This is a genomic window from Streptomyces avidinii, assembly GCF_014650695.1.
GTDB lineage: Bacteria > Actinomycetota > Actinomycetes > Streptomycetales > Streptomycetaceae > Streptomyces > Streptomyces avidinii.
The window spans coordinates 238,721-252,523 of the sequence record NZ_BMVL01000002.1; the positions used below are offsets into that span (position 1 = coordinate 238,721).

Annotated in this window: 13 protein-coding genes; 7 read left to right on the forward strand and 6 right to left on the reverse strand. The window is 74.0% G+C overall.

The genetic code is table 11. The features are described from left to right. On the forward strand, positions 1 to 2,359 hold a 2,359-nt coding region (locus IE257_RS37875), incomplete at its 5' end, for a D-alanyl-D-alanine carboxypeptidase (RefSeq protein WP_229920135.1). Positions 2,360 to 2,413: 54 nt separating this feature from the next. Here the strand turns inward: IE257_RS37875 and IE257_RS05235 are convergent. Continuing rightward, complete coding sequence (locus tag IE257_RS05235; RefSeq protein ID WP_189965178.1) at positions 2,414 to 3,211, reverse strand: hypothetical protein; 798 nt, start codon at positions 3,209 to 3,211, stop codon at positions 2,414 to 2,416. Beyond that, positions 3,211 to 4,488, reverse strand: coding sequence for a VWA domain-containing protein (locus IE257_RS05240; protein WP_189965180.1), 1,278 nt, complete (start codon positions 4,486 to 4,488; stop codon positions 3,211 to 3,213). The genes IE257_RS05235 and IE257_RS05240 overlap by 1 nt, the downstream gene beginning before the upstream one ends. 250 nt (positions 4,489 to 4,738) lie before the next feature. Here IE257_RS05240 and IE257_RS05245 point away from each other — a divergent pair, with 250 nt between their 5' ends. Further along, a complete protein-coding gene (locus IE257_RS05245; protein WP_189965181.1) occupies positions 4,739 to 5,095 on the forward strand; it encodes a DUF6204 family protein in 357 nt (118 codons plus the stop codon). Between the two features lie 4 nt (positions 5,096 to 5,099). Here the strand turns inward: IE257_RS05245 and IE257_RS05250 are convergent, their stop codons facing one another. Then, entirely contained in the window at positions 5,100 to 6,770 is a 1,671-nt protein-coding gene (locus tag IE257_RS05250) for an FAD-dependent monooxygenase (RefSeq protein ID WP_189965183.1), read from the reverse strand. 75 nt (positions 6,771 to 6,845) lie between these two features. After that, positions 6,846 to 7,256: an organic hydroperoxide resistance protein gene (locus IE257_RS05255; RefSeq protein ID WP_189965185.1), complete on the reverse strand. Its 411-nt coding sequence runs from the start codon at positions 7,254 to 7,256 to the stop codon at positions 6,846 to 6,848. Between the two features lie 128 nt (positions 7,257 to 7,384). Between IE257_RS05255 and IE257_RS05260 the strand changes: the two genes are divergently transcribed. After that, entirely contained in the window at positions 7,385 to 7,870 is a 486-nt protein-coding gene (locus IE257_RS05260) for a MarR family winged helix-turn-helix transcriptional regulator (RefSeq protein WP_194517283.1), read from the forward strand. Positions 7,871 to 7,929: 59 nt separating this feature from the next. Next, entirely contained in the window at positions 7,930 to 8,964 is a 1,035-nt protein-coding gene (locus tag IE257_RS05265) for a PHP domain-containing protein (RefSeq protein ID WP_189965187.1), read from the forward strand. A gap of 30 nt (positions 8,965 to 8,994) precedes the next feature. Here the strand turns inward: IE257_RS05265 and IE257_RS05270 are convergent, their stop codons facing one another. Continuing rightward, the gene (locus tag IE257_RS05270; protein WP_229920136.1) at positions 8,995 to 9,891 is read right to left on the reverse strand and encodes a UbiA family prenyltransferase; all 897 of its coding nucleotides are present in this window, start codon (positions 9,889 to 9,891) and stop codon (positions 8,995 to 8,997) included. Positions 9,892 to 9,967: 76 nt separating this feature from the next. On the opposite strand from IE257_RS05270, the gene IE257_RS05275 reads away from it, so the two are divergent. From IE257_RS05275 to IE257_RS05285, 3 genes are read left to right on the forward strand one after another with little or no spacing between them, the layout of a single operon-like run. Further along, entirely contained in the window at positions 9,968 to 11,029 is a 1,062-nt protein-coding gene (locus IE257_RS05275) for a type III polyketide synthase (protein ID WP_189965189.1), read from the forward strand. 14 nt (positions 11,030 to 11,043) lie between these two features. Beyond that, entirely contained in the window at positions 11,044 to 11,598 is a 555-nt protein-coding gene (locus IE257_RS05280) for an isoprenylcysteine carboxyl methyltransferase family protein (RefSeq protein WP_189966166.1), read from the forward strand. Then, positions 11,595 to 12,632, forward strand: a complete 1,038-nt coding sequence (locus tag IE257_RS05285) for an NAD(P)/FAD-dependent oxidoreductase (protein WP_189965191.1) — start codon at positions 11,595 to 11,597, stop codon at positions 12,630 to 12,632. The genes IE257_RS05280 and IE257_RS05285 overlap by 4 nt, the downstream gene beginning before the upstream one ends. Positions 12,633 to 12,708: 76 nt before the next feature. Here the strand turns inward: IE257_RS05285 and IE257_RS05290 are convergent, their stop codons facing one another. Continuing rightward, complete coding sequence (locus tag IE257_RS05290; RefSeq protein WP_189965193.1) at positions 12,709 to 13,665, reverse strand: hypothetical protein; 957 nt, start codon at positions 13,663 to 13,665, stop codon at positions 12,709 to 12,711. Positions 13,666 to 13,803: the final 138 nt, after the last annotated feature.

Below are 13,803 nucleotides of genomic sequence, written 5' to 3' on the forward strand. Positions count from 1 at the left end.
GGAGGCCGCTCCCACCGCGCCGAAGCCCAAGGCCGACCCCCGAGCCGCGGCCGTGCACGAGGCGAAGGCCGGAATCGGGGCCGGTCGACCCCGGGCCGAGCCCGAGGCGGAGACCGGCCCGGACGCCGAGCCGGAGGCACAGCCCGCGGTCCGAGCCGGCGTTGAGCGCGCACGCGAAACCGAGCCGGAACCCCGCGGCGAAGCCGAGCTTCAGAGCGAGGCAGGCCCCGACGCCGAGGCGCAGTCCGCTCCCGGCGCCGGGACGACGGCCCACGCCCGCCCGCGACCCGACGTCGAGCAGGAGGCAGGGGCCGGCGGCGAAGCACGCCCCCAGGCCAACGGCCGCCCCGGGGCGAAGGCCGGGGATGAGGCCCGGCCCGGAGCCGAAAAGCGGCCCGGGGGCAAGGCCGCGCACGCGAACGGGCCCGCGGACGAAGCGCGCTCCGGCGCCGAGGTGGAGGCCGCTCCCACCGCGCCGAAGCCCAAGGCCGACCCCCGAGCCGCGGCCGTGCACGAGGCGAAGGCCGGAATCGGGGCCGGTCGACCCAAGGCCGAGCCCGAGGCAGAGACCGAGGCAGAGACCCACCCCGACGCCGACGTCCCGAAGGCCCGCCCGGAGCCCCGACCCGACGCCGGGCCGAAGGCCCAGACCCCCGCCGGGGCCACGGACACGCGCGAGCCGAAGGCCGGTCGGCCCGAGGCGGACACAGGTCCCGACGCCGGGCCGAAAGCCCAGAACCCGTCCGGGGCCGGGGCCACGGACACGCAGGCGAAGGCCGGTCGGCCCGAGGCGGACACAGGTCCCGACGCCGGGTCGAAGGCCGAGCAGCACGGGCAGGGCGGCGGGGACGAGACGCAGGTCATCCCTCGGCCCGGGGCCGCTCCGCGGACCGGGCCGTCCTGGGCGCGGGACGTGGAGCCCGACGCCGAGCGGACGAGCCAGTTCGTCGCGCTCAAGGACCTCGACACGCCCGCACCCGCACCCGTCGCGGCCCGCCCGGCCCCGCCCGCGGCCACGGCCACGGCCAATCCGCAGCCGCAGCCGCAACCGCAGCCGCCGCTGGACCTGCTGGCCGACCTCACCAACACCCCTCCCCCGGCGGAGACCCCGCGCCGGACCGCGGTGCGCCGCGTCAAGATATGGACGCCGATCCTGCTCCTCCTCGTGGGTGCGGGCGCCGGAGCCCAGTTGCTGCGCCCGCTGCCCGCCCCGCAGCTCGTCGCCGCCGAGACCGACCGCTCCGTCGCCGGGCAGTTCTCCGTCCCCTGGCCCGCCAAGGGCCAGGGCGCCGTCCGTGTCTCCGGCTCGGGCGACATCGGCACCTTCGGCGAGCAGAGGCCGGTCCCGACGGCCAGCGTGGCCAAGGTGATGACGGCCTACGTGATCCTCAAGGGCCACCCGCTGCGCAAGACCGAGCCGGGTCCCGACATCACGGTCGACGCGAAGACCGTCGCGGACGGCAACTCCGCTCACGAGTCCCGCATCTCCGGGCTGGCCGCCGGGACGAAGTTCAGCCAGCAGGACATGCTGAAGATGCTCATGATCCCCTCGGGGAACAACGTCGCCCGACTGCTGGCGCGCTGGGACTCCGGCACCGACTCCGAGGCCCCGTTCGTCGAGAAGATGAACGCCGCAGCCAAGGAGCTCGGGATGACCAACACCACGTACACGGACCCCAGCGGTCTGGACGCGAGCACCGTCAGCACCGCCGCCGATCAGCTGAAGCTCGCCGAAGCCGTCATGAAGGACGATTCGTTCCGTGCGATCGTCGCGATGCCGAACGCCACCATCAAGGGGTTGTCCCAGCGGCTCGACAACAACAACGAACTGCTCACCGCCCAGGGTCTCAGCATCCGGGGCATCAAGACGGGTTCCAGCACACCCGCCGGCGGGACCCTGATGTGGGCGGCGTACAAGTCGGTCGGTGACGAGACACCGTTGATCCTCGGCACGTTGATGGACCAGCACGTGGACGGGCCGGACGAGGACGGCGCGAACAGCCTGAAGCTGGTGCTGGCGAACAGCAAGACGATCATCGAGGCGGTACGGACGGCACTCGCGTCGGCCCCGGTGGTCCGCAAGGGCGACGTCGTCGGTCACGTGGACGACGGGCTCGGCGGCCGTACGCCGCTGGTGGCGACCAAGGACCTGAACGTGATCGGCGTACCGGGCCAGCGGTTGAAGCTGTCCCTCGCCCCCACCGCCGGTGCCGGACCGCTGCCGCACACCGCGAAGGACGGCTCCGAGGTGGCCGTGCTGACGGTCGGCAGCGGGGAGGGCGCCAAGAGCGTGCCCGTCGCGGTCAAGGGGGCGCTGGCCGAGCCCTCGTTCGGGACCCGGCTGACCCGCGGCCGCTGATCGGCGGACGGATGAGGGGAGGTCACGGCCCGCGGGCCGCGACCTCCCCTTCGTTCAGGCCCGGGACGGACGACCGGAGCCGCGCGTCAGCGAGTACCCGAAGACGCCCGCGAGGGCCGCGAGCACGCCGCCGGCGGCGGTCCAGACCCAGCGGTCCGACCACCAGCCACCGGACCAGCCGTCCTCCGGCTCGCGCAGGGTGGCCGTCACGGTGCCCGCGACCAGCGGGGTGGAGAGGGTGCCGTCCACGGCCTGGATGCCGCCGGTCTCCTTCACCTCGGCCTCGACGGCCGCGCGTACCGGGAGGCCCAGGTCCTCCTCCGGCAGGTCGACGACCGTCAGGCGCACGTAGTAGCTGCCCGGTAGCGGGTCGTTGGCCCACTGGTCGGCGCCTGCGCGTACGGTGCGCAGGGTGCAGGACAGTTCGACCGTGGCGGCGTCCTTGGCCGCGGCCGCGGTCTGCGTGCCGTAGGTGCACGCCTGCCGGCGGCGCAGCCCGTCGTACACGTCGAGCTGCCAGGTCGAGGCACCGTGGCGGGCCTTCGCCTCGGGCAGCGTGACGGCGGCCTTCACCGTGGCGCGCTGCTGCGCGTCGATCGGCAGCACCCAGTAGAGGTAGTCGCCGCTGGACGCGCCGGCCGTGGCCTTCTGGCCGGGGCGGAACGCCGCGGCGGTACGGAAGCTGGTGCCCGCCTCGGTCGGGGCGGACTCGGCGGCCTTGGCCCCGCCCGGGCTCGCGGTGGCGCTCGGCGAGGGCGTGTCCGCGACGGCCGTGCCCACGGCCGTGCCCGCCACCGTGAGTGCGGCGGCCGCGGCCAGCAGGGACGCGGTCAGTGTGCCTACTCTACGCATCAGTTGGTCCTCCAGACGGAGATGCGCCAGCGGGAGATCCATCCCCACACCAGACCGGCCAGCAGCCCGGCGAGCGCCAGCACGGCCAGCAGCCACCAACCCCGCCCGAGGCCGAAGGCCGCGACGTCGGAGGCCTCGTCGGGTCCGTCCACCAGGTCGATGGTCAGCTCGACGGGCATGCCCGGGGTCGTCTTGACGGAGGCGGGAGCGGAGAAGGAGTTGCTGACCTGGAGGCAGACGGTCTCGGGCACGGGCTTGTCGTCCGAGTCCACGTCGTCGATCTCGGCCTTCGGGTAGCGCAGGCCGGTGGAGAGGACGTCGGTACGCCCGTCACCCGCCTCCGAGCCGCGTACGATCTCGCGCCCGTGGGCGGTGGTGGCGCGCAGCAGGACGCCGTAGTCGTTGTTGACGGCGCGGTCGGCGCCGATGCTGACCGAGGCGCGCAGTTCCTGGCCGGGCAGGACGTCGACCCGGTACCAGCGGTGTTCGCCGAAGGTCTCGCGGTCGCTGTAGAGGCCGGCCTTCAGCTGCGGGGCGCCCTCGCACTGCTTGGCGCCCTCGGTGGCCATCGGGTTGACGACCGGGTCCGCGGCCCGGTCGACGAGTTGGCGGACCCTGCTGGACAGTTCCGCCTTGTGCTGCACCGAGGTGTAGGTACCGCCGGTGGCCTCGGCGATGCAGGTCAGCTGGGCCCGGGTCTTTGCGTCCGGGACCAGGCCGAGGGTGTCGATGACCAGGTGGATGCCCTTGGCGGCGATGTCGCGTGCCACTTCGCACGGGTCGAGCGGGGCGCAGGTGTCCTCGCCGTCCGTGATGAGCACGATCCGTTTGGTGGCGTTGCCGCCCTCGAGGTCCTGGGCCGCGCCGAGCAGGGCCGGTCCGATGGGTGTCCAACCGGTGGGGGCCAGGGTCGCCACGGCCGTCTTCGCCTCGGTCCGGTCGAGCGGTCCGACCGGATAGAGCTGCTTGGTGTCCTTGCAGCCGAGCGCCCTGTCCTCGCCCGGGTAGGTCGCGCCCAGGGTCCGTATACCGAGGCGTACCTCGGCGGGGACCGCGTCGATGACCTCGTTGAAGGCCTGCTTGGCCGCGGCCATGCGTGACTGTCCGTCGATGTCGTTGGCCCGCATGGAGCCGCTGACGTCGAGGACGAGGTCGACCTTGGGGGGTTCCTTCGCCGTCGGTCCGTCGGCGGCGGTGGCGCTCGCCGGGAAGAGCCCGACGGCCAGGGCGGCGAGCAGGCCGCACGCCCCGACCGCAAGCCGTTTTCTAGTGATCATCGCCGGATCGTATTGAGGATCGTCCGGCAATCCAAAACGGGCTGCCGGGGCGGTCTTTCGGGGTGTGCGTCCTGAGTGATCGGCTCTGTACCGGGCGGCTGCGGGGTGCCGAGGAAGTGGCCGGACCGCCGGACCGGGGTCGGACGCGGGCGGACGCGGGCGGACGTGGGCGGACGACGTGGGCGGACGACGTGGGCGGACCGGCGGATATCCGGGTGCATGGGGCGGGCACCCGATCTAGGCTCCGGGGATGAGTTCTACCCGTACCTTCCGTATCACCGTCCGCGGCTCCTTCGACGGTCTGACCGACGACCAGCGCGCCGAGCTGCTCGCCGCCGCGCCCGAGCACGACATGCTGCGCGCGGAGTTCACCGCCGAGGGGCATCTCACGTACGACGTGGCGGCCCGCCCCTTCTTCACCTTCCGTTTCCTGGACTCGGGTGAGGCCGAGGAGGACATCCTCGATGCGACGGCCCGCGCGGAGCTGGCGGCGGAGAGCTGGCTGACCGAGCGCGGGTACGGCTTCAAGCAGCTGAAGTCCCAGGCCCAGGACATGTCACTGGCTCCGCTGGGCAAGCGGCAGCGCCGGGAGGCCGCCCGCGGCTGACGGATCAGTCCCCGGAGCCGGTGGCGAAGACGGCCGCGAGGTGGGCCGCCAGCGCCTGGGGGTCGGGCGGGGAGAGCCGGGCTCCGAGGTATCCGTCCGGGCGGATCACGAAGGCCGTCGGCTCCCCGGCCCCGTACAGGCGGGCGAACTCGCCGCGGCTGTCGACGTACACCGGGAGCATTGTCCCGTCGGCCTCCGTACCGGCGTCCGCGCCCGCCTCCGCGTCGGCATCGGGCGCGAGCACCACGCAGACCTCCAGTCGGCTGCCGGAGGATTCTCGTGCCGTCCGGACGAGTCGGTCGAGGCCGGCTCCGGCTCCGGCTCCGTAGAGCAGCAGTACGTGTTCCCGCTCGCGCAGGACGTCGTACAGGCGCAGCGGATAGCCGGCGATGGGCCCGGTGAGGCCTTCGCAGTCGGGTGCCCGGTCGCCCGGCCGCGGGCCGCGGCCCTCGCCGGCCGGGTCGACGATCGGGCTTCCCCGGTAGCCGACGAGGAGCTGGGCCTCGCGCAGCATCAGCGTCGCCGGGTCGTCCGGGTCGTTCTCCATCCCCTCGACGGCGTGCCGTACGGTGCGGCCGACGACCTCCTCGCCGACGGGCCGCCGCTCGGCGTCGTAGCTGGCGAGCAGGCCCGGGTGCGCGGCGCCGTCCTCGACCGCGAGGGCGATCTTCCAAGCCAGGTTCCAGGCGTCCTGGATACCGGTGTTCATGCCTTGGGCGCCGGTCGGCGGGTGGATGTGGGCCGCGTCCCCGGCGACGAAGACCCGTCCGTCGCCGTAGCGGTCCACGATCCGGTGACTGATACGGAACACCGAGGTCCAGCGGATGCCGAAGGCGGTGGTGGGTTTCGGTGAGAGCCGGTCCAGGACGGCCTGGATGTCGGCCTGTTCGGGGCCCCGGCCGCTCTGCAGGCCGTGGGCGACACCGTCGGAGGCGGCCTCGGTCCGTCCTGCCGTGGAGAGTTCGGGCGGCACCATCATCGACATGCGGTACCGGCCCCGGCCGGGCAGGGGAATGCAGACCAGTACGTCGTCCACCGCACCGGCACTGTCCGTGTGCATGGCGCGCATGGCGTACCCGGGCGGCAGGTCCCAGTCGACGCGCACGTCGGCGAGCATGTACTCCTCGGCGAAGGCACCGCCCTCGAAGGTGAGGCCGAGTCCCTTGCGCACGATGCTGTGGGCGCCGTCGCAGCCCATCAGGAAGCGGGTCCGTACCTCTTCCTCCGCCCCGGAAGGGTTGCGCAGCCGGCAGGTCACGCCGTCGGCGTCCTGGCTGAACGACACCAGCTCGGTGCCTCGTTCGACCGCGGTGCCGAAGCGGCCCAGGTGCTCGTCGAGGATGCGCTCGGTCTCGTACTGCGGCAGCGCCGCGAATCCGTAGGGCACTTCGGGTGGCACGGAGAGGTCGATGCGGGGCTGCTCGGCGCCGTTGACGTAGAGGTACTGGCCCCGCATCGGGACGGCCGCCTCCATTGCGGCGCGGGCCAGCCCCATGCGGTCCCAGACCTCCAGGGTGCGCGGCTGGATGCCCACGGCCTTCGCGAACGGCAGCCTGGCGGGCAGCCGGTCGACGATCCGGCAGGAGACGCCCCGTCGGCGCAGTTCGGCCGCGGCCGTCAGCCCGACCGGGCCCGCGCCGGCCACCAGTACGTCTGTTGCGTAGGTGTGCGCCACTGGCGCCTCCTGGCGTGCGGCCCCCGGGGAGTGGATGCCCCTTCATGGTGGCCGCCCGCCGGGCGTCCGGCATCTTTACTCGATGACGAGGTCCACGTCGATGTTGCCGCGGGTGGCGCGGGAGTACGGGCAGACCTCGTGGGCCTGCTTGACCAGCAGCGCGCCCGTCTCACCGGCCAGGGACTCCGGGAGCTCGACGCGCAGGGTGACGGCGAGGCCGAAACCGGCGCCGTCCTTGCCGATGGAGACCTCGGCGGTGACCGAGGCCTCGCTGGTGTCGGCCTTGGCCTGGCGGCCGACGAGGCCGAGAGCGCTGGCGAAGCAGGCCGCGTAGCCGGCCGCGAAGAGCTGCTCCGGGTTGGTGCCCTGCCCGTTGCCGCCGAGCGCCGGGGGCATCGCGAGGGCGAGGTCGATCTGACCGTCGGAGCTGACGGTGCGGCCCTCGCGGCCGTTGGCGGTGGCGACAGCGGTGTAGAGCGCGTCCATGAGAGGTCCTCTCGCAGAAATGAACCGTGGTGGCGGCCGGTGGTCGACCGCGCTCCACTACTAGAACACACAATTCAGTTGTGCACAATTCAATGCCCTGCAAGTCCGCCCCGGGTACACTGGACGCCATGACCGAGCAGCCCACCGTGACCCACCCCGACCAGGACTTCCTGCGCCTCGACGGCCAGATCTGCTTCGCGCTGAACGCCGCGAGCCGCGCTTTCGGAGGGCTCTACCGGGTCGTCCTCAAGGACCTGGGGCTCACCTACCCCCAGTACCTGGTGATGCTGGTGCTGTGGGAGCACGGCGAGATGCCCGTCAAGGAGATCGGCCGGCACCTGCGGCTGGACTCCGGAACGCTGTCGCCGCTGCTCAAGCGGCTGGAGGCGGCCGGCCTGATCCACCGCGAGCGCAGCGCCGAGGACGAGCGGTCCGTACGCGCCCGGCTGACGGAGGAGGGTGCCGCACTGCGCGCCCGCGCGGTGGAGGTGCCCCGCCGGATCGCGGCCGCGACCGGCTTCGAGCTCACCGAGGTCCTCGACCTCCAGGCCCGGCTGAACCGCCTCACCGCCGCCCTCGACGCCGCCGTGCCCCGGGAGGCCGAAGAGGCGTAGCCGCCTCCCGCACCGGACACTGGGTCCGGTACGCAGGAGTGCAGGGCAGGAGGTGCGCGATGGACCCGGTTGCGGCGCTGGACCGGATCGCCTTCCTGCTGGAGCGCGCACAGGCCCCCACCTACCGCGTCCGGGCCTTCCGGTCCGCGGCGGCCGCGGTCACGCGGATGGGCGAGCGCGAGGTGGCCGAGCGGAACGCGGCAGGCTCCCTGGAGGCCGTGAAGGGCCTCGGCCCGAAGACGGCCCAGGTCGTACGGGAAGCGCTCGGCGGGGCCGTCCCGGCCTACCTGCAGGCGCTGGAGGACGAGATCGCCGCGCTCCCCGAGGGCCCGCCCGCCACGCCCGCCGCCACCGCCCTGCGGGCGGCGCTCCGCGGGGACTGCCACGTGCACTCGGACTGGTCCGACGGCGGCAGCCCGATCGAGGCGATGGGCCGGGCGGCGGCGTCGCTGGGCCACGAGTGGGCGGTACTGACCGACCACTCACCGCGACTGACCGTCGCCCGCGGGCTCTCCCCGGAGCGGCTGCGGGAGCAGCTGCGGGTGGTGGACGGGCTCAACGCCACCTGGGCGCCCTTCCGGCTGCTCACCGGAATCGAGTGCGACATCCTCGACGACGGGTCCCTCGACCAGGAGCCGGAGCTGCTGGAACGGCTCGACCTGGTCGTCGGCTCGGTGCACTCGAAGCTGCGGATGGACGCGCCCGCGATGACGCGGCGGCTGCTGGCGGCCGTGGGCAACCCGCTGATGGACGTACTCGGCCACTGCACGGGGCGGCTGGTGACCGGCCGGACCCGGCCGGAGTCGCAGTTCGACGCCGAGGCGGTCTTCGCGGCCTGCGCCGAGAGCGGTACCGCCGTGGAGATCAACAGCCGGCCCGAACGGCTGGACCCGCCCCGGCGGCTGCTGCGCCTGGCCGTGGCCGCCGGGACCTTCTTCGCGATCGACACGGACGCGCACGCGCCGGGCCAGCTGGACTGGCAGATCGTCGGCTGCGAACGGGCCGTGGAGTGCGAGGTCCCCACCGGGCGCGTCATCAACACCTGGCCGGCGGACCGGCTCCTGACCTGGACCCGCACCCGGGAAGCGGCTTAGGCCCAACCGTGCGGGCCTCGCTCCGGCGGTTCAGGGGCGCAGTTCGACGACCAGCAGGATCACGTCGGCTCCGGCCACCGCCATCGTGGTCAGGAACGGGAGCCGTCCGGTGGGTCGGCGGGCCGCGAGGAGCAGCGCCGCCGTGGTCATGACCAGCAGCAGCCGGCCGTACGCCGTCACCGGCCCCGGTGGCCCCACGACGAGCGTGGCGGTCGAGCCGAGGACGAGCAGTCCGGCCGCTGCCGCGGAGGCCCGTGCGCCGAGCCGCTGCGGCAGCCCCACCACCCCGGTGGCCAGGTCGTCCTCGATGTCGGGCAGTACGTTGGCGAAGTGCGCGCCCGCGCCGAGGAGAGCCGCGGCCGCCGTGAGCCACGGGGGCGGCCAGGAGGTGCCGGGCAGGCCGAGGGTGACGAAGGCGGGCAGCAGGCCGAAGGCGAGGGCGTACGGGAGCCAGGAGGCGGCCGTGCGCTTGAGCCGGAGGTTGTAGGCCCAGGCGGCCGCCACTCCGAGGAGGTGCACGCTGCCGGCGAGCAGCCCGCAGGCCAGCGAGAGCGGGACGCAGATCAGCAGCGCCAGACCGGCCGCCCACGTCACGGCCACGGCCGACGCCGTACCGGCGACCAGTGGTTTGTCCCGTCGGCCCGCTGCCAGGTCGCGTCGCAGATCGGCCCGGTCGTTGCACCAGCCCACCGACAGCTGCCCGGCGGCCACCGCGCCCACGGTGACGGCCGTGCCTGCCGGGCCGTGGCCGGCGGCGGCCGTCAGGGCGGCGGCGAAGAGGGTCACGGCCGCGGCGGGCAGCGGGTGGCATGCCGCCACCAGAGCGCCTGCGACGGCGACGGCACCGGGCACCGCCGTACTCCCGACGATCGGAGAACTCTCGTGGGCTTGCGCGGTCTGCGTGGTCTGCGTGGTTCGTGCGGGCACGACGCCACGCTATGCGGCGCCGCGCCCGGTTCGCCTGATTCATAGCGATGTGTCAGTTGTTTTCTATGGTGAACGAATGACACGTGTTCTGGCAGTGCGCAGCGTGTTCCCGCCCCATCGTCACGCCCAGTCCGAGATCACGGAGGCGCTCGCCCGCTTCCTGCCGCCGGGCTCCGACACCGCCCTGCTGCACCGCGTCCACCGGTCGGTGCGCGTGGACAGCCGGCATCTGGCGCTCCCGCTGGAGCGGTACGGTCCGGCGAACGACTTCGGTGCGACGAACGCCCTCTTCATCGAAACGGCCCTGGAGCTCGGCGCCCGGGCCCTCGAACTCGCCCTCGCCGATGCCGCTCTGACGGCCCCGGAGCTCGACCTGGTCATGTCGACCACGGTGACCGGGCTCGCGACGCCCTCGCTGGAGGCCCGCCTCGCCACCCGTACGGGTCTGCGCCCCGACGTGCGTCGGGTGCCGCTCTTCGGCCTGGGCTGCGCGGCCGGCGCCGCCGGAGTGGGCCACGTCCACGACCATCTGACGGGCCACTCCGGGCACGCGGCCCTCCTGCTGTCCACCGAGCTCTGCTCGCTCACCCTCCAGTCGACGGACGCCTCGATGGCGAACCTGGTGGCCGGGGCCCTGTTCGGCGACGGCGCGGGCGCTCTGGTGGCGGTGGGCCGCGACCATCCCCTGCACGCCACCGGGGCCGGACCCGAGGTGGTGGCCGCCCGCAGCCGCCTGTACCCGGGCACCGAGCACCTGCTGGGCTGGGACATCGGCCACTGGGGGATGCGCATGGTGCTCGGCCGCGAACTCCCCGACCTGGTCAGGCTGCACGTGGCCGAGGAGGTGGAATCCTTCCTCGCCGCGCACGACCTCAAGCCGGCGGACGTCGGCGCGTGGATCTGCCATCCCGGCGGACCGAAGATCCTCGACGCGCTCTCGGACGCGCTCGGGCTGCCTGAGTCGGCCTTCGCCGCGAGCCGGCGTTCGCTCGCGGCCGTCGGAAACCTCTCCTCCGCCTCGGTCCTGCACATCCTGGACGGCGTTCAGAGCGCGGGACCGCCCCCGCCCGGATCGGTCGGGCTGATGCTCGCCTTCGGTCCGGGCTTCGCCTCCGAACTCGCCCTCCTGCGCTGGTGACCCCGATGACCTCCATGACCCTTTACCTGCTGCTCATCGGCCTCGTCGCCGCCGAACGGCTCGCCGAGCTGATCACGGCCCGCCGCCACACCGCCTGGAGCCTGGCCCGCGGCGGCCGCGAGTACGGGCGCGGCCACTACCCGGTGATGGTCGCCCTGCACACCGCGTTGCTGGTGGGCTGTGCGGTGGAACCCTGGGCGGCCGGGCGGCCGTTCGTCCCGCTGCTCGGCTGGTCCGCCCTCGCCGTCGTCGTGGCCGCCCAGGGCCTGCGCTGGTGGTGCATCGCCACGCTGGGGCCGCGCTGGAACACCCGGGTGCTCGTCGTTCCCGGATTGCCGCTGGTGGCGGCGGGACCGTACCGGCTGCTGCGCCACCCCAACTACGTGGCGGTGGTCGCGGAGGGCGTCGCGCTGCCGCTGGTGCACAGTGCCTGGCTGACCGCGCTCGGCTTCACCGTGCTCAACCTGATGCTGCTGCGCGTACGGATCGGCTGCGAGGACGCCGCCCTGACCGACGGCGGCCGGCTGCGGGCACCGACCTCCGTCCACTCGGCCGGCGCCGCCTCGTGATCGACCTGCTGATCGCGGGCGGCGGTCCGGCCGGACTGGCCACCGCCATCCACGGCGCGCTCGCCGGCCTGGAGGTGGTCGTCGTCGAGCCGCGGCCCACTCCCATCGACAAGGCCTGCGGGGAGGGCCTGATGCCGGGGGGCGTACGCCATCTCCGCGACCTCGGGGTCCCCGTGGCCGGGCAGCCGTTCCGCGGCATCCGCTACGTCGACGGGGAGACCGGCCGCCACGCGGAGGGGCTCTTCCGCTCCGGCCCGGGCCTCGGCGCCCGGCGTACGGAGCTGCAGGCCGCGCTGGCCGAACGCGCCTCCCGGCTCGGCGTACGGGTGCTCCCGGGGCGCGTCGACCAGGTACGCCAGGACGGCGACCGGGTCACGGCCGCCGGGCTCACCGCCCGCTACCTCGTCGCGGCGGACGGGCTGCACTCCCCCGTCCGGCGCGGACTCGGCCTGTCGGCACCGCTCGCGCCCCGCCGCCGGGCCCGCTACGGGCTGCGCCGCCACTACGCCGTCGAGCCGTGGAGCGACCTCGTCGAGGTGCACTGGTCGGCGCGGTGCGAGGCCTATGTCACCCCGCTGGCGCCCGACCGGATCGGCGTGGCCGTACTGACCTGCGACCAGGCGCCCTTCGACGTGCAACTGGCCCGCTTCCCGCTGCTGTCGGCGCGTCTGGCCGCGGCGGGGACGACGGGCGCGCCGGCCGCGGTGCGCGGCGCCGGGCCGCTGCGCCAGGGGGCCCGCGTACGGGTGGCGGGGCGCGTGCTGTTCGTGGGGGACGCGGCCGGGTACGTGGACGCGCTGACCGGTGAGGGACTCACCCTCGCCGTGACGGCCGCGGGCGAGCTGGTGCGCTGCGTACGGGCAGGGCGTCCTCAGGCCTACGAGCAGGCCTGGCGGGACCTGACGCGCAGCTACCGCACCCTCACCGCGTCGCTCCTGTGGGCCCGTCACCAGCCGCGGCTCGCACCACGGATCGTCCCGGCGGCCGCCCGGCTCCCCCGCCTGTTCACGGGGGCGGTGAACCTGCTCGCGTGAGCACGGGTGAGCGCGCACGCGACGGCACCCCGCGCGCGGGGCGCGGGGTGCCGCTCGGGTGGGGCCGGACGGTCGGTCAGGCCGAGCTCTCCCGGTGGTTCCTCAGGGCCAGGCCCGCGAGCACCGCGCCGCCCGCCGCGCACAGCATGACGGTGACACCCGCCCAGGCGAGGGTGCCGCCCAGCGCACCCGCCAGCGGGTCGTACTGCAGCGATCCGCCGAGCACGTGCAGGGCGACGACGCCGAGCGCCGTGGCCGCGCCCGCCCGCCACACCGCGGCGGTGTCCCGGAGTGCGACCAGTGCACCGCTCACCAGGCAGAGCACGGTGACGAGGAGGGGCAGGTAGTCCAGGGGCACCGCGGACTGCAGGGCCGTCAGGTCGTTCGGCAGGTGCAGCGCGCCGCTCACCAGCAGGGCGACCGCCACGGGCCAGCGCAGGACGTGCCGCAGCGCCCGGTCGCGGGAGGGGGCAGCGGCGGGCGGGTCGACTGCGGCGGTGCGCCGGGGAGGCTCCTGGTACGGGGCGTCGTACAGCACCGCGTACGGGGGCACGTACGGCTCCTCGCGGGGCTCCTCGGGCGGCTCGGGGTTCCCGGCGGCGTGCCGGGCGACCGGACCGGCGGGCTCGGCGACCCGCTGCCGTTCGGCCGGGGCCTCGTCCTCCTTGCCGAGGATCGTCACGAGCAGGGCGACGTCCTCGATGGACCGCCCGACGGCGGCGGCTCGCAGCGTGAGGTCCGCCTCGGCCACCTCCTGCGGCGATTCGCCCAGCAGGGCGACCATGCGTCGTACGTCCTGTACGGGCCGGGTCACCGCGGCCGCGCGCAGGGCGTCGTGCCCGGCGTCGGGCAGCGGGCCGCCCTCCTTGAGGAGGCTCACGAGTGCGGTGACCTCCTCGACCGGACGACAGGTGGCCGCCGTCTCCAGCAGGGTCCGCATCGGCGGCGTGGTCGGCTCGTCCGGGACTATGGGGTCGGGGGTCCCCCGGCGGTCGTCTTCGTGTTTCGCCGCGAGGGTGATGGGGTCATTCATGGAAAGCTCCGTTCGCCGACGCGCGGGTCTACGCAATCGCGCGCCGGTCATCGTGCGTCATGGGAAGCGCACGCTTTGTTACATTGAGTGCCAATTCCGTTCACTGCGCCATTCGGGGCGGGCAAACGGGGGTCGCCG

What these genes read in the sequence shown, in the direction of transcription:
- IE257_RS05280 (WP_189966166.1), top strand. Translation starts at nt 11,044, where the DNA reads ATGACCCTTTACCTGCTGCTCATCGGCCTCGTCGCCGCCGAACGGCTC.
- IE257_RS05255 (WP_189965185.1), bottom strand. Translation starts at nt 7,256, where the DNA reads ATGGACGCGCTCTACACCGCTGTCGCCACCGCCAACGGCCGCGAGGGC.
- IE257_RS05235 (WP_189965178.1), bottom strand. Translation starts at nt 3,211, where the DNA reads ATGCGTAGAGTAGGCACACTGACCGCGTCCCTGCTGGCCGCGGCCGCC.
- IE257_RS05290 (WP_189965193.1), bottom strand. Translation starts at nt 13,665, where the DNA reads ATGAATGACCCCATCACCCTCGCGGCGAAACACGAAGACGACCGCCGG.
- IE257_RS05240 (WP_189965180.1), bottom strand. Translation starts at nt 4,488, where the DNA reads ATGATCACTAGAAAACGGCTTGCGGTCGGGGCGTGCGGCCTGCTCGCC.
- IE257_RS05275 (WP_189965189.1), top strand. Translation starts at nt 9,968, where the DNA reads ATGACACGTGTTCTGGCAGTGCGCAGCGTGTTCCCGCCCCATCGTCAC.
- IE257_RS05265 (WP_189965187.1), top strand. Translation starts at nt 7,930, where the DNA reads ATGGACCCGGTTGCGGCGCTGGACCGGATCGCCTTCCTGCTGGAGCGC.
- IE257_RS05260 (WP_194517283.1), top strand. Translation starts at nt 7,385, where the DNA reads ATGACCGAGCAGCCCACCGTGACCCACCCCGACCAGGACTTCCTGCGC.
- IE257_RS05245 (WP_189965181.1), top strand. Translation starts at nt 4,739, where the DNA reads ATGAGTTCTACCCGTACCTTCCGTATCACCGTCCGCGGCTCCTTCGAC.